Annotated in this window: 13 protein-coding genes; 9 read left to right on the forward strand and 4 right to left on the reverse strand. The window is 56.7% G+C overall.

Annotated features, from left to right (window positions below):
* Positions 1-172: 172 nt before the first annotated feature.
* The 3 genes from BLR97_RS16960 (at position 173) to BLR97_RS16970 (ending at position 4128) form a co-directional block, all read left to right on the forward strand.
* The gene (locus BLR97_RS16960; protein ID WP_089707709.1) at positions 173-1870 is read left to right on the forward strand and encodes a methyl-accepting chemotaxis protein; all 1698 of its coding nucleotides are present in this window, start codon (positions 173-175) and stop codon (positions 1868-1870) included.
* Between the two features lie 100 nt (positions 1871-1970).
* On the forward strand, positions 1971-2444 hold the full coding sequence (locus BLR97_RS16965) for a hypothetical protein (RefSeq protein ID WP_089707710.1): 474 nt from the start codon (positions 1971-1973) through the stop codon (positions 2442-2444).
* Complete coding sequence (locus BLR97_RS16970) at positions 2425-4128, forward strand: putative bifunctional diguanylate cyclase/phosphodiesterase (protein ID WP_244511352.1); 1704 nt, start codon at positions 2425-2427, stop codon at positions 4126-4128. The genes BLR97_RS16965 and BLR97_RS16970 overlap by 20 nt, the downstream gene beginning before the upstream one ends.
* Positions 4129-4146: 18 nt before the next feature.
* On the opposite strand, the gene BLR97_RS16975 is transcribed toward BLR97_RS16970, so the two are convergent.
* Complete coding sequence (locus BLR97_RS16975) at positions 4147-5781, reverse strand: NAD+ synthase (protein WP_089707711.1); 1635 nt, start codon at positions 5779-5781, stop codon at positions 4147-4149.
* A 119-nt stretch (positions 5782-5900) separates the two neighbouring features.
* Here BLR97_RS16975 and BLR97_RS16980 point away from each other — a divergent pair, with 119 nt between their 5' ends.
* Positions 5901-6185, forward strand: a complete 285-nt coding sequence (locus BLR97_RS16980) for a PP0621 family protein (protein WP_089707712.1) — start codon at positions 5901-5903, stop codon at positions 6183-6185.
* Between the two features lies 1 nt (position 6186).
* Here the strand turns inward: BLR97_RS16980 and thiO are convergent, their stop codons facing one another.
* Complete coding sequence (gene thiO, locus BLR97_RS16985; RefSeq protein WP_089707713.1) at positions 6187-7287, reverse strand: glycine oxidase ThiO; 1101 nt, start codon at positions 7285-7287, stop codon at positions 6187-6189.
* Between the two features lie 125 nt (positions 7288-7412).
* Between thiO and BLR97_RS16990 the strand changes: the two genes are divergently transcribed.
* Complete coding sequence (locus BLR97_RS16990) at positions 7413-7961, forward strand: GspH/FimT family pseudopilin (protein WP_089707714.1); 549 nt, start codon at positions 7413-7415, stop codon at positions 7959-7961.
* 18 nt (positions 7962-7979) lie between these two features.
* Here BLR97_RS16990 and trxB read toward each other — a convergent pair whose 3' ends face one another.
* Positions 7980-8933, reverse strand: a complete 954-nt coding sequence (gene trxB, locus BLR97_RS16995) for a thioredoxin-disulfide reductase (RefSeq protein ID WP_089707715.1) — start codon at positions 8931-8933, stop codon at positions 7980-7982.
* A gap of 252 nt (positions 8934-9185) precedes the next feature.
* Between trxB and acnA the strand changes: the two genes are divergently transcribed.
* The gene (gene acnA, locus BLR97_RS17000) at positions 9186-11918 is read left to right on the forward strand and encodes an aconitate hydratase AcnA (protein ID WP_089707716.1); all 2733 of its coding nucleotides are present in this window, start codon (positions 9186-9188) and stop codon (positions 11916-11918) included.
* A 74-nt stretch (positions 11919-11992) separates the two neighbouring features.
* On the opposite strand, the gene BLR97_RS17005 is transcribed toward acnA, so the two are convergent.
* A complete protein-coding gene (locus tag BLR97_RS17005) occupies positions 11993-13672 on the reverse strand; it encodes an NAD-dependent malic enzyme (RefSeq protein WP_089707717.1) in 1680 nt (559 codons plus the stop codon).
* Between the two features lie 266 nt (positions 13673-13938).
* Here BLR97_RS17005 and BLR97_RS20100 point away from each other — a divergent pair, with 266 nt between their 5' ends.
* The 3 genes from BLR97_RS20100 to BLR97_RS17020 are packed head-to-tail and all read left to right on the forward strand — an operon-like array spanning position 13939 to position 17845.
* Positions 13939-15594: an HD family phosphohydrolase gene (locus BLR97_RS20100; RefSeq protein ID WP_089707718.1), complete on the forward strand. Its 1656-nt coding sequence runs from the start codon at positions 13939-13941 to the stop codon at positions 15592-15594.
* Positions 15595-15620: 26 nt separating this feature from the next.
* Entirely contained in the window at positions 15621-16394 is a 774-nt protein-coding gene (locus BLR97_RS17015) for a 3',5'-cyclic-nucleotide phosphodiesterase (protein WP_089707719.1), read from the forward strand.
* A gap of 8 nt (positions 16395-16402) precedes the next feature.
* Positions 16403-17845 carry a hypothetical protein gene (locus BLR97_RS17020; protein WP_089707720.1) on the forward strand — a complete coding sequence of 481 codons (1443 nt, stop codon included), beginning with the start codon at positions 16403-16405 and terminating at the stop codon, positions 17843-17845.

Here is a 17845-nt window from a genome sequence, read left to right on the forward strand (position 1 = left end):
CGCTCCCGCGTGGCTTTTTTTATTTTCAAACTTTAAACACCTGAATATAAAGCATTTTATAATCCTGATCAGACACAATGCCAAAATACAAGTTGTACAAAAGCTGTACCATTGATTAGTATTCTAATACCAACCTAATCAAGCACCTTCACGGCGCCTCAGGAGAAACCTAATGCTCTCATCTATCGCAAGGCCCACTGGTACCAAGATCAGTACACGTCTAACCCTTGGCTTTTCGGCCATATTAGCCCTTCTGGTTATACTCACCGGCATCGGCATCTATCAGGTCAATCAAATCGACCGCGACCTGACCACGATCAATGACGTCAACGGCACCAAGCTGGGGTTTGCGGTGGATATGCGCGGCAGCGTTCATGATCGCGCTATCGCACTGCGCGATATCGTGCTTACCCAAGACGATGACCGACTGGACGAACTACTCGGCGAGATCGAGCGTCTCAGCAGTAATTACACGGTTGCGTCTGAAGGCGAGCATCAGGTTACACGCGAACACTCCGGTGGCCCGGAAGAGCAATCCATACTCGAGAGTATCGACACTCAAGCTGACAAGACCCTCGCCCTGACAGAGCAAGTCATTGCCGCCCGTCAAGCAGATCGGTTTGCCAATGCAGAAACATTGCTTCTTGAACAGGCAGGCCCTGCTTACGCCGAGTGGCTTAACCGCATTAATCAGTTTATCAACCTCCAGCAAGAGCTAAACGACGCCACCACGGCGACAGCCCGCGATACGGCGTCCGGCTTTCAAATGCAAATGCTTGGTTTGACCCTATTCGCCTTGCTGGTGGGCGGTTTCATTGCGGTGTTCTTAACTCGTCAGTTGCTCCGTGAACTGGGCGCAGAACCCCATGAAGTGAAAGCCTTTGCCGAAGCCATCGGTCGCGGCGAACTGGACAGCCAGGGACGCTTGAAGAAAGGCGACACCCGCAGCATCATGGCCTCTCAGGTTGACATGGCGCGCCAGCTGCAGGGCATCGTCGCCGAAGTACGCGCATCGGCGGAAGCGGTTGCCAGCAACAGCGAGCAGATTGCCGAGGGCAATAACGATCTGTCGTCACGCACCGAACAGCAGGCCAGCGCACTGGCGGAAACCGCCTCAGCAATGGAGCAACTCAATAGCACCGTCAAACTCAACGCCGATAACTCCGAACAGGCCAGTCAGGAAGCGTCAAGCGCCTCCAATACGGCGACACAAGGTGGCGATGCCGTTCGCCAGGTGGCCGACATCATGAACGATCTCAACACGAGCTCACAGGAAATCGCCGGGATTATCTCAACGATCGATGCCATCGCCTTCCAGACCAACATCCTGGCGCTGAACGCTTCAGTGGAAGCGGCCCGAGCTGGAGAACATGGCCGCGGCTTCGCCGTGGTGGCGGAAGAAGTTCGCAAACTTGCCCAGCGTAGTGCCGACGCCGCCCGTGAAATCAATGATTTGATCTCAAGCAACCTGGAACGCGTGAAGCACGGCAACGAGCGCGCCGCCGACGCCAGCAAGTCAACCGAAGAAATCGTGGCGGCCATCGGTCGTGTCACCGACATTATGAAAGAGATCAGTCACGCCAGCGCCGAACAAAGCGCCGGGGTACAGGAAGTCGGTCAGGCCGTGACCGAGATGGATCAGGTAACTCAGCAGAATGCCGGTCTAGTACATGAAAGCGCCCGCTCGGCAGGCAACCTGCGCGAAAACGCCCACAAACTGATCAACTCAATGTCGGTATTCAAGCTTCCCAGCAGCGGTGAAGACCACACCAAAGCCTTGGCCAACGCTCCCCGCACCGCCACTGCGTCGCCCGCCACACCTCGCCCTGCCCTGCGCCAGCAGCCTCAGCCCGAATGGGAAAGCTTCTAAGCTGGAACACCATCGTTTTAGGTAGCCATGGATTGGCCGATAGGACAAGAAGGCTCCTCCTCGGAGGAGCCACTGTTATGGACTCTCTATGAGACAGAAGATGAAACCCACCCGAAGCCTACTGATGGTATTTCTGTTACCTCTTCTCATTATTCTGGTACCCGCCCTCATACTTGGCGTGTTAGCGCTGAATATGGCCAGGGAGCATTCACTTGATAGCCATCGCACGCAGTCTGACTACCTCAACACCCTGGTTGAAATGACTACCTTTGAGCGGCGCAGTGGAGCCCTTCACGAACGCCTTACCCAAGTGCTTGACGAGGCGGAAAATGATCAGCTTAGCGCCCTGAACCGCGAGGAAGAATACAGCCTAATCAATCAAGAACTAAACGACATTGGCGAGCAAATCGATTATTTTACCGAGGCTGGGCTAATTGACGAGCTAAGTAACGGCAGCGCCGCATCGCTGGAACATGCTTTTCAAGAATATCGGCGTTTAATTGGTATGGCCTACGAGGCCGTAACACTCAACCAGGGCGATAGCGCGTTTTTTTGTGCAGGAAGCGGAAGCTAACTTCAACCGCTTTTTGATCGCCACCCAAAGCATTCTTGCAGCGCTGACCCAACAAGCCAGCGAGCGTCATCAGCAAAGCCACCAAGCCTTGAGTCAATCCATCAGCACCTTAGCGTGGTCAGGGCTAGGCTTTATGGGCGTACTCATCGGCACGGCACTCTTTGCAGCTTGGCGGATCAATCGGAGGCTGATGACGGTAGGCGATGCCATTATGGCCCTCTCCAAATCCACGCAGGCACTTCCCCCCTTCACCGACATTCAACGACTAAGCCAACGCCACAGAGGCGCCTGGGGGCGTATTGCCTCGGCCCTGCTGTCGTTCAAACAGGCTGAACAGCAACGTCGGGAAGCCGAATGTAAAGTGCACCGACTGGCGTATTACGACACCTTGACCCAATTGCCCAACAGTCGGTTAATAAGAGAACATCTACAACACTCGCTGAATACTAGCCAACAGACCAACACCTACGGCGCGCTGTTCTACGTGGACGTTGACGATTTCAAACGCATCAACGACAGCAGCGGCCACCCCGTGGGCGACAGTCTCCTGCAGCAGATTGCCGAGCGCCTCACCAGCCTGGAAGCCGAAGGAACCACCATCGGCCGCATTAGCGGCGATGAATTTATGGTGATTATCGATGGCTTAGCCAACGAACAGCTAAAAGCGGCCGAAAAAGCCGAGGCGTTCGCCGAACAGTTACAACAGACCCTAAACCCCTGTTACTGGGTGGACGACAAAAAGTACTTCCTCAGTGTGAGCATGGGTATCGCGCTGTTTAATGGCCCTCAAGAGAGCATTGATAGCCTATTTCAGTATTCCAACGCGGCCGTTCATCTAGCCAAGCTGTCGAGTCCCAACGGGTTGCGATTTTACGACCCGGCCGTGCAAGCCGAGCTTGAAGCCAAAACCGAACTGGAACACGACCTGCGCCTGGCCATCGAGCGCCAAGAGTTCGTACTGGTCTACCAATCACAAGTGGACAATTTTGGGCGGATCATTGGCGCAGAGGCGTTGATCCGCTGGGAACACCCGCGCCACGGGTTTGTCTCGCCAGGAACCTTTATCCCTTTAGCCGAGGAAACAGGCCTGATTGTGCCGATTGGCAACTGGGTACTTGAAGCCGCCTGCGAGCAGTTGGTCGACTGGGCTAACGACGAGCATACGAAACATTTAACGCTGGCGGTTAACGTCAGCGCTAAACAGTTTCAACAGCCCGATTTCGTGGACACCGTCAGCAGCGCGCTAACCAAAAGTGGTGCCTCGGCACAGCGGTTAAAGCTGGAGCTCACCGAAAGCACCATGATCGGCAAAATAGACGAGATTATTGCCCGCATGCACCAACTCAAGGCGCTCGGGGTTAGCTTTGCCATGGATGATTTCGGCACCGGCTATTCGTCGCTACAGTACCTAAAGCGGCTCCCCCTGGATCAAATTAAAATCGATCAATCGTTTGTACGTAACCTGCATCAAGACACGGACGATAAGGCCATTGTACAAACCATTATTGCCATGGGGCATTCGCTCGGCTTGAACGTTATCGCCGAAGGGGTAGAAACCCTGGAGCACTGGCGCTACCTCAATGATCTCCAGTGCCACGCTTTCCAGGGGTACTATTTCTGTAAACCGATCTCCGCTATCGAAATGGTCAAGCGCAGCCTAGACCCGCCACCGATGCTCGCCTAATACTGGGGCAGCGCCCGGCTATTCGCCGGGCTGCCAGCCGTTAACGATCGGGTAGCGTCGGTCGCGTCCGAAACCACGCGGCGTCACCCGCACGCCGACCGGGGCTTGGCGGCGCTTGTATTCGCAACGATCGACCAGCTTGACGATTTGGTAGACATCTTCGCGGGCAAAGCCAGCGGCAATTATCGCTTCGGCGCTCATATCCCCTTCGATATAACGCACCAGGATAGCGTCTAACACGTCGTAATCGGGGAGCGAGTCGCTATCCTGCTGGTCGGGTGCCAGCTCGGCGCTCGGCGGACGCTCGATCACGCGCTCGGGGATGGCGGGAGATTGGGTATTGCGCCAGCGGGCCAGCCGATACACCCAGGTTTTATAAACGTCTTTGATAGCATTGTAGCCGCCGACCATATCGCCATACAGGGTGGCATAGCCCACCGCCATTTCGCTCTTATTACCGGTGGTTAATACCATCAAGCCTTTCTTGTTCGAGATGGCCATCAGCAGCACGCCGCGGCAGCGGGACTGTAGGTTTTCTTCCGTGGTATCTCGCTCGGTGCCGGCAAAGCTCTCCGAAAGCGTGCTCATAAAGGCTTCAACCATCGGCTCAATGGGCATGATGTCGTAATGCACGCCCAACAGCTTCGCTTGCTCGGCGGCATCCTGTTTGGAAATATCGGCGGTATAGTGATAGGGCATCATCACCGCCTGGACGCGCTGCGGCCCCAGCGCGTCCACGGCAATCGCCAACGACAGCCCCGAATCAATGCCGCCGGAAAGCCCCATCACCACACCGTCAAAACCGCTTTTATTGACGTAATCGCGTACCCCGGTCACCAAGGCACAGTAGAGGCTTTCCTCAGGCTCAACCTCGGGCTCAATCTCTCCGGATTGAGGCTCCCAGGTGGCGCCACTGGTTTGCAATAACTGCACCGGCATCAAGCCGGCCTGCCAATAAGGCGCCAATACCTGAAGCTCCCCCTGGGCATTGACGCAGCATGAGCCACCGTCGAACACCAGCTCATCCTGGCCGCCAATGGTATTGACGTAGAAGATCGGCCGCTCAACATCCTGGGCGCGCTGTTCCAGCAGACGCAGCCGCTCGCTGGGCTTATCCTGATGGTAGGGCGATGCATGCAGCGTGATCAACACCTCCGCCCCGGCCGTTGCCGCGGCTTTGATCGGCGCACCATCCCACAAGTCTTCACAGATGGCGATGCCCAACTTCACCCCTTTGTGCTCGTACACCAGCGTCTCAGTGCCCGGTGTGAAATAGCGCTGCTCGTCGAACACCTGATAGTTGGGCAACGCCTGCTTGGCGTACTCGGCCTCCCATTGGCCGTCGTACAACACACCGGCCAGGTTGTAACACTGGCCTTCGCGTACACCGGGGTAACCAATAATCACCAGTACATCCCGCGACATTTTCTCAGCCATGGTGGCACGCGCTTCGCGCAGTCGCGTTTCCATCGAGGGGCGCAACAACAGATCTTCCGGCGGATAACCCGACAAAAACAACTCGGGAAACACGACGATATCGGCACCGTGTTCAATGCGCGCTTCGCGCACGGCTTCAATAGCGCGCGCAGCGTTGCCAGGAATATCACCCACCAAGGGGTCGAGTTGGGCCATGACGAGCGTTAAATCTTGCATGGGCGATCAAATCTCTTGAGAATCTTTAGAATAAGTACACACCACTAACTCGTATTGTCCCGCAAGGGCCGCTCGCAGGCAAAGGCCGCGCTTGCAAATTGCATGAGGGCGACAACAGGATGAACCTTTTGATTATTCGGCTACTCATTTTCGCAGTATTGTTCTATGCCGGTTTAAAACTGTTTGGCATGTACCGGCAGTGGCAACGTGACCGGCTTACTCAGGAACGAGAAGACCAGCAGCAGGACGGCGGCCACATGGTTCGTTGCCGTTGGTGCGAGGTGCACCTGCCGGAAAACGAAGCGCTTCGCAATGATGGGCAGTGGTTTTGCTCCAGCGCGCACCGCGATCGTTTCTTGCAGGAGCAAAAACAACACCCACGTGATAACGACACTGACCAATAGCCTATCCCTTGGCCAGCCGGTCTGGGGTCAACTGATAGGGCACCGGGTCGATCAACGGCGAGCGATTCAGCAGCAGATCCACCAGCAGGTGGGTTGACGCAGGGGCCAACACCAGGCCATTACGATAGTGGCCCGCGTTCACGGATATATTCTGCCAGCCGGGTAACGCCCCAATAAACGGCACGCCATCCGGCGACCCCGGCCTCAACCCCGCCCAGTGATACGCCACCGGGTAATCGGTAAGGGCCGGCACGATACTCTCTGCACTGTGGCGCAGCGACGCCAACCCGTCTTGATCCGTCGTTTTATCAAACCCGCACTCTTCTAATGTCGAGCCCACCAGTAGCAGCCCATCAGCCCGAGGAATGACGTAGCGGCCGTCTTTGAGCACCACGCGCTGCACCAATCCCGGCGGCGTTTGGTAGGCAATCATCTGGCCTTTCACCGGCCGAACCGGCAGCGTGACGTTAAGCGTGGCCAACAGCTTCCCCGCCCAGGCGCCGCCGCAAACAACCGTATGCGCCGCTGTGAGGGTGTGCTGGGCGGTACGCACGCCCTGAATTTGCTCTCCCTGGCACACAAAGCCACTTACCTCACACTGCTCGTGCAGCGTCACATTGGGCATCGCGGCCAACCTGTCGCGCAGCGCTTTGCCCAAGCGGGGATTGCGCACACTACCCAGCGTCGGCATCCATAACGCCCCATCCGTTGGGGGTAGGGCATGCTCTTTAGCGCGCACCATATCGGCACTTACGCGCTCAAGCGGTTTGCCCATTTGGCGTGCCCAATCAAGCGCGGTCTCCGGGTCGTCAACGTTTAAATACAAAAGCCCTTTTTGACGATACTCCGGATCGACCCCGGTTTCCTCCAGCAAGCGCAACGCAAGGCTTGGGTAGGCGCCTTCCGACCAGCGCGACAGCTGGGAAATCGCCGGGGCATAACGCCATGGGTATAGCGGCGAAACAATCCCACCACCCGCCCAGGAGGCCTCCTGGCCGCATATCCCGCGCTCCACCAAACTGACCTGCTGACCTGCGTCGGCTAACTGAAGCGCCGTCATCATACCGATGACACCGCCGCCCACAATTAAGAAATCGCTCACACGTTTTGTCCACTTTGGCTTACATCAAAAAAAACCAGCAGCACCTAGGCTAAAGACTTAAACGCCTGCCAAGCACGCAATGAGCATAGCGGTGGGAATAAAGAGGTCAAGAGCAGGGAGGTAATATGCGAAAGCCAGTACGCCACCTGAGCGGTGCAAGAGCACACGGGTTTACGCTTCTGGAGTTGCTGGTCACGCTGTTAATCATGGGCATCGTTGCCGCCTGGGGCATTCCCAGCTTTCAAGCGTTCGGTGAGCGCAATGCACGCACAGGAGAAGCTAATCGACTGCAAACGGCGTTGGGGTTCGCTCGCCAAACAGCGATCACCCAGCGCCAGCCGGTGACGCTGTGCCCCACCACCAGCCATCAAGGTACATTGCGCTGCGACGACAACTGGAGCCAGGCGTTAATGGCGATTCGTGGCGATCAAACAGAGGATATTGCGCCAGCCGATGTGCTACGCGCTTTTCCCACGGCCCAACGAATAAACGTGCAATACAGCCGGGGCTGGCGGCGTATACGCTACGATGCGTTAGGTCACACCAGTGGCTTTAACGGGCGCTTTACGCTCTGCCCTCAAGGCGATCATCACCGCCTTAAAGGCAGCACCTTAATTCTGAGCCAGCTCGGCCGGTGGCGGATGGCCCGCTCACCCGCCGAATGCCCAGAATAAGCCTAAAAGTAATCTGCCTTAAACAGCGATGTCATCCAGATATCGCTCAGCGTCCAGCGCCGCCATGCAGCCACTGCCTGCAGAGGTGATCGCCTGACGATAGATATGATCCATCACATCGCCGCAGGCAAAAACGCCGGGCACGCTGGTCGCCGTGGCGTTGCCTTGCAAGCCGGAGGTCACCTTGATGTAGCCGCCATTCATATCCAACTGCCCGTCAAAAATCCCGGTGTTGGGGCTGTGGCCAATGGCAATAAATAGCCCTGGCGCGTGGATATCCTTGATGGCGCCGTCTTGGGTCGACTTCACCCGCACGCCGGTTACGCCGCTATTATCGCCCAGCACCTCTTCCACTTGCTGAAACCACTCCAACACGACCTTACCGGCGGCGACTTTCTCAAACAGTTTATCTTGCAAAATCTTCTCGGCACGCAGCGTATCTCGGCGATGCACGAGGGTTACTTTGGAGGCGATATTTGACAAGTAAAGTGCTTCCTCAACCGCCGTATTACCGCCGCCAACGACGACAACCTCTTGGTTGCGATAGAAAAAACCATCACAGGTCGCGCAAGCGGACACCCCTTGCCCCATAAACTGCTGCTCGCTGGGTAAGCCAAGGTAGCGAGCACTGGCACCGGTGGCCACAATCAGTGCATCGCAGGTATATACACCATCGTCGCCTTTCAAAGTGAAGGGTTTATCGCCTAGGCTAACCTCGTGAATGTGGTCAAAAAGCACTTCGGTATTGAACCGCTCGGCGTGCTGTTTCATTCGCTCCATGAGTTCCGGCCCCTGCACGCCCTGAGCATCACCGGGCCAGTTGTCCACGTCGGTGGTCGTGGTTAACTGTCCCCCCGCTTGCACCCCGGTAATCAGCAGCGGTTTCAGGTTGGCACGCGCCGCATAAACGGCCGCCGTGTAGCCCGCCGGGCCAGAACCGAGGATGATTAAGCGTTCGTGACGTGTTTGCATGACACCACCTTGTAAAGAGTCGGCTGATAATTTTGTGCAGAGTCTGCCTGAAATGGCGTCAAGTACAAGTAATTGCAAGGCCTATTTGGCTCAAAAAAGCTCACTCAACTTGAAACCAAGCACGCACAGACCCATCTCTGTTAATAGGCAGTCGTCATGAGGTACGCGTGTAACGACTAAGATGAGCCATACTAGAGGAAGACAGTGACCGGCGCGCACCGCGCGACGCCAAGCAATATAGAGGAGAATCGCATGAGCAACCTTTCCAACACGCAGAAGACATTAGCGGTTGGCAACACCCAGTACCATTACTTCAGTCTGCCGGATGCCGCCGAGACGCTCGGCTCCATTGACCGACTGCCCAAAACGCTCAAAATTCTACTCGAAAACCAACTGCGTTTTGCCGACGACGAGAGTGTTTCCCAGGACGATATGCAAGCCCTGGTCGACTGGCAGAAAGAAGGTAAATCCAGCCGCGAAATCGGCTACCGCCCTGCCCGCGTTCTCATGCAGGACTTCACCGGCGTGCCGGGGGTGGTCGACCTGGCCTCCATGCGCGCCGCCGTTGAGACACTCGGTGAAGACCCCGCCAAGATCAACCCGCTGACCCCCGTGGATCTGGTCATCGACCACTCCGTGATGGTCGATAAATTTGGCAACGCCGCCGCGTTCCAGGAAAACGTCGACATTGAAATGCAGCGCAACCGCGAGCGCTACGAGTTTCTGCGCTGGGGCCAGCAGGCGTTCGACAACTTCCGCGTGGTACCGCCGGGCACCGGCATTTGCCACCAAGTCAACCTTGAATACCTCGGCAAAACCGTGTGGACCAAGGAAGAAGACGGTCGCACACTTGCCTATCCCGACACCCTGGTGGGCACCGACTCCCACACCACCATGATCAACGGCCTGGGCATACTCGGCTGGGGCGTGGGCGGCATTGAGGCCGAAGCGGCCATGCTGGGTCAGCCGGTCTCCATGCTGATTCCCGAGGTCATCGGTTTCAAACTGACCGGAAAGCTTCGCGAAGGCATTACGGCGACCGACCTGGTACTCACCGTGACCGAAATGCTGCGCAAGAAAGGCGTGGTCGGTAAGTTTGTCGAGTTCTACGGCGACGGCCTGAAAGACTTGCCGCTGGCTGACCGCGCCACCATTGCCAACATGGCACCCGAGTACGGCGCTACCTGCGGTTTCTTCCCGGTTGACGACGAAACACTTACCTACATGCGCCTCACCGGCCGGGACGACGAGCAAATCGACCTCGTCGAGAAGTATTCGAAGACCCAGGGCCTGTGGCGCGAGCCGGGCGACGAGCCGATCTTCACCGACTCGCTGCACCTCGATATGACCGAAGTCGAAGCCAGCCTTGCCGGCCCCAAACGCCCACAGGATCGTGTCGCGCTCAAAGACATGGCAGCGGCCTTTGATAAGTTCATGCAGGAAGATACCAACGCGGAACCGACCGCGAAGGGAAAACTGTCGTCCGAGGGTGGCCAAACCGCCGTGGGGGTTGAGCGCAGCTTTGAACATGACACCAGTCGAGCCGTTAAGCTTGATGATCAGGACTTCAGCCTTGACCCCGGTGCCGTAGTGATCGCCGCAATCACCTCGTGTACCAACACCTCTAACCCCAGCGTGATGATGGCCGCCGGCTTGCTCGCCCAAAAAGCCCGCCAAAAAGGCCTGACCACCAAGCCGTGGGTTAAAACATCGCTCGCCCCTGGCTCTAAGGTCGTCACCGACTACCTGGCCGCCGCCAATTTAGACGACGACTTAAACGCCCTGGGCTTCAACCTCGTCGGCTACGGCTGCACCACTTGTATCGGTAACTCCGGCCCGCTACCGGAGGAGATCGAACAGGCAGTGTCCGACGGCGATCTCGCCGTCGCCTCGGTGCTTTCCGGCAACCGTAACTTTGAAGGCCGTGTTCACCCGCTGGTGAAGACCAACTGGCTGGCCTCGCCCCCCTTGGTCGTGGCATATGCCTTGGCGGGTAACGTTCAGTGCGACCTGAGCAACGACCCGCTCGGTGAGGACGACAACGGCAACCCGGTCTACCTCAAGGATATCTGGCCTAGCCAGGCGGAAATCGCTACCGCCGTCGAGCAGGTCAACACCGCGATGTTCCACAAGGAATACGGCGCCGTCTTTGAAGGCGACGATGTCTGGAAAGCTATCAAGGTACCGGAAAGCAAGGTCTACCAGTGGCCTGAGTCGACCTATATTCAACATCCGCCGTTTTTCGAGGGCATGCAGCGTGAGCCCGACGCCATCGAAGACGTTCATAGCGCGCGCGTGCTCGCCATGCTGGGCGACTCGGTGACCACCGACCACATTTCACCGGCCGGTGCCATCAAGCCCGACAGCCCCGCCGGGCGTTACCTTCAAGAGAACGGTGTGAAGCCTGTCGACTTCAACTCTTACGGCTCGCGTCGCGGTAACCACGAAGTGATGATGCGCGGCACCTTTGCCAACGTGCGGATCAAAAACGAAATGCTCGACGGCGTGGTCGGCGGCGAAACCCGCCACGTGCCCAGCGGCGAGCAAATGGCGATCTACGACGCGGCGATGAAGTACAAGGAGGAAGGCAAACCGCTCGTCGTGATCGCCGGCAAGGAGTACGGCACCGGCTCCTCGCGGGACTGGGCCGCCAAAGGCACGCGCCTGCTCGGCGTGCGCGCGGTGTTGGCCGAGTCCTTCGAGCGTATCCACCGCTCTAACCTGATTGGCATGGGCGTGGTGCCGCTTCAGTTCCCTGAGGGCGAAAGCCGCCATACGCTGGGACTGACGGGCGACGAAGAGGTATCCATTGCCGGTCTCAGCGATTTAACACCGGGCGGAAGCGTTAAAGTGACCATCAAAAATGCCGATGGCGAAAGAACCGTTGATGCCAAGTGCCGCATCGATACCGAGAATGAGCTGGCGTACTTCCGTCATGGTGGTATCCTTCATTACGTGCTGCGTAATATGATTGGCGCAGCCTAATCGGGAAACCGACCAATGCTTGCTGGCCCCCACTTTGTGGGGGCTTTTTTTTTGCTCGTCACCTCAGAGGTCTATTAGAAGGCACGACGCCGATAGACACGGTATTCCGGTGACCAGCAAGCACGCTCGATGGCCTCGCGCAGCTCGGTGCCACCGGTTTTAAGAGCCACGCCGTTCTGTTGGGCCTGGGCGGCTACTTCAAAGGCAATCGACTTGCTGATGTCGCTAATGCGCGATAATGGTGGAAGCAACGCGCCTTTGCCCTCTTTGACTAATGGCGCCTCCCGCGCCAGCGCCCGTGAGGCGCTCATCAGCATCTCATCGGTGACACGTGACGCCTTAGCCGCGACCACGCCGAGCCCAATACCAGGGAAGATATAGGCGTTATTACACTGCGCAATGGGGAAGGTGCGCCCATTGAACACCACTGGCGCAAACGGGCTGCCGGTTGCCACCAGCGCCTGGCCTTCGGTCCAGCGAATAACGTCCTCCGGCACCGCCTCCGCCTGAGAGGTCGGGTTAGACAGCGGCATAATCACGGGATGCTCGCAGCCTGCGTGCATCGTACGCACGACTTGCTCAGTAAATATCCCCCGCTTGCCACACACGCCAATCAATACCGTGGGCTGGATTTGCGCAATGGTCTCCTCAAGGCCTTGCCCGTTCCACCCGGCCACCAGCGCGGAATCGTGGGCCAAGCGACGCTGAAAATCGCGCTGCCAGGGTTGGTCAGTCGTCATTAAACCATCGCGGTCGACCATATAAATGCGCGCACGTGCATCGCTTTCGGTTAAGCCCTCGGTTTGCATCGCGACTACGACTTGTTCGGCGATGCCGCAACCGGCCGAGCCGCCACCGACAAACACCACCCGCTGATCGGCGATCGTTTGCTCGCGAGCCTGACAAGCCGCCAGCAGCGTGCCAACCACCACCGAGGCGGTTCCTTGAACGTCATCGTTAAAACAACACAGTTGGTCGCGGTACTGCTCGAGTAATGGCATCGCATTGGCCTGGGCGAAGTCCTCAAACTGCAGCAGTACATTGGGCCAGCGTCGTTTGACGGCGGCAATGAACGTCGCCATGAACTCATCATATTCTTCCTGGCTGACCCGCTCATGGCGCCAGCCCATATACATCGGGTCATCCAGCAGCGCTTTGTTGTTGGTACCCACGTCGAGCATGATCGGCAGAGTATACGCCGGGCTAATGCCGCCGCAGGCCGTATACAGCGCCAACTTACCAATAGGAATGCCCATCCCACCGATACCCTGGTCGCCCAACCCCAGAATTCGCTCACCGTCGGTGACAACGATCACCTTGACGTTGTCTTTGGTGGCACTGCGCAGAATGTCATCCATGTGCTCGCGATCAGGGTAGCTGATAAACAACCCGCGGTGGTTGCGATAGATGTTGGAAAACTCCTGACACGCCTTACCCACCGTCGGCGTGTAAATGATCGGCAGCATCTCCTCAAGATGCTCCGACACCAGGCGGAAATACAGCGTCTCGTTATCGTCCTGGATAGCGCGCAAATGAATGTGGCGTTCCAGGTCACTGTGGCACTGCTGGTACTGGCGATAAGCGCGCTCAAGCTGGTCATCGATAGTCTCGACCTTCTGGGGCAGCAGGCCGATTAGGTTGAACGCTAGCCGCTCCTGCTGAGTAAACGCACTGCCTTTATTCAATAGCGGCATTTCAAGGAGGGAAGGACCGGCGTAAGGAATGTACAGGGGGCGTTTACTCGGGGTAGTCATAAGCACTCTCTTTAGCAAATTTCTATTGCAATGCAGCAACATAGCGCGTCTGCGGCCTTTGAGCGTAATGTAACACGGCCCTGCGACAAACTCTTTACCTGTTGATTGGTCATTGCCTCGCTTTTCAGCGACGCGAGCGCCTTTTCAGTCGTAAACATGCGCGCCCGCTGTTTCAAAAGCGCCCAAGGTATTGAAACTATTCTAGTCAGCAACACGATCCACCCTATATACTAACTAAAAACGACCGCAATATTAGGTGCCCTCCTATGAATCAGGCGGCTGGGGATAACGAACTTATGCGCATTCGTCAACTCAACGAGGTTGGCATTGCTCTTTCCTCCGAACGCAATCACGACGCCTTACTTGAGCGAATTCTCACCAGCGCCCGCAACTTAACCCAAGCAGACGCAGGCACACTGTATACCGTCGATGCTGAAAAACAGCAGCTATCGTTCGCGATCGTTCAGAATGCCACACTGGACGCTTACTTCGGTGGGCTTAGTGAACCGGTCGGTGAGCAGTTCCCCACGATTGAATTGTACCAAGAAGATGGCTCACCCAATCAGCATTTGGTGGTGGCGTATACCGTACTAAATGACTGTACCGTTAATATCGAAGACGCCTATACGGCGGAAGGGTTCGATTTCTCTGGTACACACCGGTTTGACCAGAAGTCTGGATACCGCTCGCGTGCTTTTCTTACCGTACCGATGCACAACCACGATGGCGATATCGTGGCAGTGCTCCAGTTGTTGAATAAGCGGACAGCTCAAGGCATTGATGGTGCCTTTAGCCAGTCGGATCAGCATATTGCCGAATCGCTTGCGTCACAGGCCGCCGTGGCGATCACCAATCAGCGGTTAATTGCCGAGATGCAGGCACTCTTCGATAGCTTTATCCGCGTTATCGCCAACGCCATCGATACCAAGTCCGGCTATACCGGCGCACATTGTCGCCGGGTACCCACCGCGACACTGTTACTTGCCGAAGCCACCCACCGCTCAACGCGCCCAGAAGTCGCCCACTTTAACTTGAGCGATGATGACCGCTACGAGATCAAAACCGCCGCCTGGCTCCACGACTGCGGAAAAATCGTCACGCCCCCTCACATCATGGACAAAGCCACCAAGCTTGAGGGGCTGTTTGACCGCCTGTCTTTGATAGAAACGCGCTTTGCGGCCAAGCTGCAGTCACTTGAGGCGGCAAAACTTCGCGCTGAGCTCGATGCCTATCGCAACGATGAGCCCGTAAGTGACGCAAAACTCGACGCCATCGCCGCCGAACGACAAGCACTTCAAGATTCTCTAGCGTTGATACGTCGCTCGAATACGGGCCGCGAGTTTATGGAAGATGCCGATATCGAGCGGCTTCACGCCATTGCTCAGCAAACATGGGAAGACGTCAATGGCGACACACAGCCGCTGTTAACCAAGGACGAGCTGGAAAACCTGTGCATTCGCCGCGGCACGCTGAATCCAGCAGAACGCAAAGTGATAGAAGGCCACATGACCGCAACCCTTGAGATGCTTGAGGAGTTGCCGTTCCCCAAGCACTTACAGCGCGTACCCGAGTACGCCGGTGGTCATCACGAGCGAATGGACGGGGCGGGTTACCCCAAAGGGTTAACCCGCGAACAGCTCTCGCTACCCGCCCGAATGATGGGTATTGCCGATGTTTTCGAAGCACTCACCGCCCCAGACCGGCCCTATAAAGCGCCGATGAAGCTCTCACAAGCGCTAAGCATCATGGGACAAATGGTTGAGGACAATCATCTCGATCCAGACTTATTCGCGGTGTTTGTTGAGGAAAAAGTGTATCTTGATTATGCACGTCAGCATCTTGCTGAGGATCAATGCGATCACATCGATATTGCGTCACTTCCGGGCTTGCAGGCCAGATCCCCTAACAACGTTTCCTCTTAAACGCTCGCTTAAATACTGGCAACGCTATGCAAATACTCACCCTTGGCGCCAGCGGCGGCCTAGAACAACGACAAGGCACAAGCGCATTTTACCTGCCACCTTCTACGCTGATTGACGCGGGCACCAGCGCTCAGCAACTCAGTGAAGCCGGGCAGATGTCAATCATCAACGTACTGCTGACCCACGCGCATATTGACCATATCGCCAGCCTCCCGCTGCTTGTCGATACACAATTTGAAGCGTTAGTTGAGCAAAAGCGCAGCCTAAGCGTCTTTGCGCTCCCCGATGTGCTAGAAAAACTAAAGCGGCATATATTTAACGAGCATATTTGGCCTGACTTCACTCGATTACCCACCGCTGAAACCCCTGTCATGAGCCTGGTGCCTATCACTTTTTGGCAGACATTGGCGCTACCTGGGGAAGCCAACACCACGCTCCACGTAACGCCGTTTCCCGTTTTTCATGGCGTCCCCACATGCGGCTACTGTGTTAATGACGGTACGACTCAAGCCGCTATCTGCGGGGATACTGGCCTGAGCGAAACAACGATCGAATCGCTTAACCGCGTAGGGCCGCTCAATCATTTGTTCATTGAATGCGCCTTTAGCAACTCGCTGGATGCATTAGCAGCGCTCACCCAACATTTAACACCGCAGCGTCTGGCCACGCTTCTTCATGCCCTGAATACGCTACCCGACGAGCTATGGGTCACACATTTAAAGCCTAAACAGCGAGAACGGATCATCACCGAGCTGGGCCAGCATCTTCCTCCTGCCCTTAAATGGACACTGCCCGTATGAGGAACACCATGCTGCTCAATATCCATCTCGGACGTTTAAACAACTCGGCACAAGACGCCTTCCGTTATCTACTGATAGTGGCCCTCATCGCGACCCTGGTGGTAGTGGCCTTGCCGGCATGGGCCTACCAAGCAGAGCTCACCAATGCTCAAACCGCGCTCGAGCAGGGTGATAACCAAGCCGCCTATGCGCTTCTTAAGGGGCTTGAATTCGAGCATAGCGGCACACCGACATTTGATTATTGGCTGGGCATTGCCGCCCTTCGTGCAGGTGAACCCAGCCACGCCTTGATCGCCCTGGATCGGGTTATTTTAATCCAGCCAAATCACGCCGGCGCCCGCATGGAGCGCGTTGCTGCGCTATTACAGCTCGACCAGCGTCGGGCCGCCGAGCGCGAACTTGCCAAGCTAAGAGCCCTGTCGCCGCCCCCCGACGCTCAAGAAGCCATCAACCAGTTTCAAGCGGTCATTAAGCAACGCCGACTCGCAGAGAATAGCCCGCAGCACCAAGGCCGTTTGGGGGTGAGTATCGGCTATGACAGCAACCCTCAACGCCTCCCTAATGAAATCGCGATCGACCCGCTTCGGCCTGAGTTACGCCGCTTGTTTGATGCGCTTCTCGAAATAGGCCTCGACCCCAATGGGGATCTGTCGAGGTTTGATGAGCAGGTATTGCGTAGCGATGCCAGCGCCTACAAACAGCTGCAAGGCAGCTACCAGGGCATCTTCCCTATCGACAAGCAGTCCCGCTGGCGGCTGAGCACCATCGGCCAGGCCCAGCGCTACAACGAAGCAAGCGCACAGGATTACGACCTGACCATTGCCCGGGCACGACTGGGTTATCAGCGCGACTTAGCCGCCGAGCGCAGTTGGACACTTAGCAGCAGCGCATTGCAAGGCTGGAACGGGCAGCAACAAAATCACTTGCTCACTCGCTGGGGCCTGGGCAGTGACTTTCAACATTCGCTGGGGGTAGCGAGCCAACTTAACTGGCAACTGGATATCGAAGATAATCACTTTAGCGCCGCCAATAACGACTACACAACGGGACGCATCGGCGTGGAGATGATCACGGAGCACCAGGCCTTTCGTACCCGCCTAACGGCTCAGCTCGAGCATGAATGGGCTGACCGTCGCCGTGACGGTGGTGACCTCAATCAGTTGCGTTTGGGCGCTGGGGTGGACTATAAACTAACGCGTAATCAGCTAATTCGCGCCGATATCAGCCACCAGATCCGTCGTTTCCAAGAAGATGGCTTTGCGCTCTATAATAACTTCGCAGCTACAGAACGCCGCGATCGTATTTGGCAAGCTCGGCTCGGCTGGCTCTATCAATTCAATCGCGATTGGTTGTTAAAGGCCAGCATTGATGCTGAACGCCGCCTCTCTTCGCTTGATATCTTTAATACGCGTCGTGTTCAGACGCAACTGGGGCTTCACCGCCTTTTTTGA

Source organism: Vreelandella arcis (genome assembly GCF_900103865.1).
Classification (GTDB): domain Bacteria; phylum Pseudomonadota; class Gammaproteobacteria; order Pseudomonadales; family Halomonadaceae; genus Vreelandella; species Vreelandella arcis.

Excerpts from the sequence above, each read along its gene's own strand:
- BLR97_RS17005 (WP_089707717.1), bottom strand. The coding sequence starts at position 13,672 with ATGACTACCCCGAGTAAACGCCCCCTGTACATTCCTTACGCCGGTCCT.
- BLR97_RS16965 (WP_089707710.1), top strand. The coding sequence starts at position 1,971 with ATGAAACCCACCCGAAGCCTACTGATGGTATTTCTGTTACCTCTTCTC.
- BLR97_RS17015 (WP_089707719.1), top strand. The coding sequence starts at position 15,621 with ATGCAAATACTCACCCTTGGCGCCAGCGGCGGCCTAGAACAACGACAA.
- trxB (WP_089707715.1), bottom strand. The coding sequence starts at position 8,933 with ATGCAAACACGTCACGAACGCTTAATCATCCTCGGTTCTGGCCCGGCG.
- BLR97_RS17020 (WP_089707720.1), top strand. The coding sequence starts at position 16,403 with ATGCTGCTCAATATCCATCTCGGACGTTTAAACAACTCGGCACAAGAC.
- BLR97_RS20100 (WP_089707718.1), top strand. The coding sequence starts at position 13,939 with ATGAATCAGGCGGCTGGGGATAACGAACTTATGCGCATTCGTCAACTC.
- BLR97_RS16960 (WP_089707709.1), top strand. The coding sequence starts at position 173 with ATGCTCTCATCTATCGCAAGGCCCACTGGTACCAAGATCAGTACACGT.
- BLR97_RS16990 (WP_089707714.1), top strand. The coding sequence starts at position 7,413 with ATGCGAAAGCCAGTACGCCACCTGAGCGGTGCAAGAGCACACGGGTTT.
- BLR97_RS16975 (WP_089707711.1), bottom strand. The coding sequence starts at position 5,781 with ATGCAAGATTTAACGCTCGTCATGGCCCAACTCGACCCCTTGGTGGGT.
- acnA (WP_089707716.1), top strand. The coding sequence starts at position 9,186 with ATGAGCAACCTTTCCAACACGCAGAAGACATTAGCGGTTGGCAACACC.
- BLR97_RS16980 (WP_089707712.1), top strand. The coding sequence starts at position 5,901 with ATGAACCTTTTGATTATTCGGCTACTCATTTTCGCAGTATTGTTCTAT.